Below are 1,598 nucleotides of genomic sequence, written 5' to 3' on the forward strand. Positions count from 1 at the left end.
CCGACTTCAATTGATTATCTAGTTGGCACACAGGTTGCAATTTGTACTGTGGGTAGAGCGAATATCGGATGTACTACCTAATGATGTCTCCCTCTTATTTATAAGGAACACACTATGAGTACTCTATATACAATTAACGTAATCAATAACAGCCCGACAGCGCAGGATTTCTTTTTCTTCCAAAAACCGGCGATTTATACCGGTGGCGCTAAAGTTTACTCCAACAGTATTTATCAGGAAGTGTTATCACCTTTTGCCAGCTCGGGTTCTGTACTGACCTTTGAATGCTTAATGCAATTTTATGCTGGAGCACAATCTCAACTACCAAGCTTGTTGGTTGGGCAAGATTCAGGATATATCACCTCAAGCCAGCCTGTCGATTTGACCTCTATTACCGCTGGAGTACAAACAGCAAACACCACGGTAATGTCGGTTGACCCTTCTCTTGGTCTGTCTCCTGCGACTTATACCGAAGGGGTGCAACCTGGTGCTTATCGTATTGTCACTCCTGCATTTAACCCCGTCACAGATGTATTTAACGCGGGGTTGGCGGTGCAAAGTGCCAGTGGCAGTAGCGTACTGTCGAGTTTCATCAATGCAGAACCAAGCAAAAATATCGATTGTCAGCCAGTGCTGAGTTTTTATGTCCAAACGGGTACCTATCAGGCGGGGACGGTTATTAACTTCTCTACGTCTTCGGTTGGGTCCGCGATATGTGATACCACCCAAGGTGTGACCGCATTCAATGTTATTTATAACCCTCAGGGCACTTGGACGGTTAGCGCTGCTTGATAAAAACACACGTGTACGGCCTGCCTGATCAACAGTGCCGTACCTGTACTCCCCTATTTATTATTTCTATGAGGAGGCTATATGCCTAATCTAACAACCAGTATTTCGCTAAATCTATTATTGGGCCAATTTCCGAATCCTGTTAGTCAACTGACTCAGCCACCGCTCAGTAATGAGTGTGGTGCTTATGCATTAACTGCCACATTGGCTGCATTTGCACTGTGGCCGGAAAGTACCATTATCACTTATGGAGAAAATAATAATGTCATTCAACAAGACGATGATTTTATTAACGCTAAGGATAAGATCTATGGTCTGACTGGGATACTTAACCCCGATGGTGGGGCAAACGTTGCGGGTGGCGGATATAACTCACCTGCGGCAATGGCGGCTGTGGCGATAGATTTCGCACGGGTGGTATCGGTGAATATCACCGCTGCTGGCTTATATGCCTTGGGGGCGCTGTATCCAGCTGAGCAAGCTGCCTGTGTGGCGGTGGTAGGGGAGCCAAATGTACATACGGATGCTGTTTATGTAGAGCCGGCTCATGGGCAAGTACAATTGATTTGTGTGGCTTCCGGCCCGCAAGCTCTTCACATGTTAGCCCGTGGTTCCGACGGACTTTATTACGATCCCGCCACCGGAGTTCGTGATAATGATTGGGGTAATCCAACAGCTGAACTCTTTGAACAACTCAGTGGCTATGAATTTGTTGGTTTATGGCTAGTTATTAGTTAATTAATGAGTAATTTGAAATAGTAAACCGATAAACGGTGCTATCGAGTTGTTTATCGGTTTACTTCAAT

At 45.6% G+C, this 1,598-nt stretch carries 2 protein-coding genes; both read left to right on the forward strand.

Annotated features, from left to right (window positions below; genetic code table 11):
- Window positions 1-114: 114 nt before the first annotated feature.
- On the forward strand, window positions 115-792 hold the full coding sequence (locus tag V1952_RS21730) for a hypothetical protein (protein WP_372560158.1): 678 nt from the start codon (window positions 115-117) through the stop codon (window positions 790-792).
- A gap of 81 nt (window positions 793-873) precedes the next feature.
- Window positions 874-1,530: a hypothetical protein gene (locus V1952_RS21735; protein WP_083161645.1), complete on the forward strand. Its 657-nt coding sequence runs from the start codon at window positions 874-876 to the stop codon at window positions 1,528-1,530.
- Window positions 1,531-1,598 lie beyond the last annotated feature (68 nt).

Origin of the sequence: Yersinia sp. 2542 StPb PI, from assembly GCF_048593855.1 — a bacterium.
Classification (GTDB): domain Bacteria; phylum Pseudomonadota; class Gammaproteobacteria; order Enterobacterales; family Enterobacteriaceae; genus Yersinia; species Yersinia enterocolitica_E.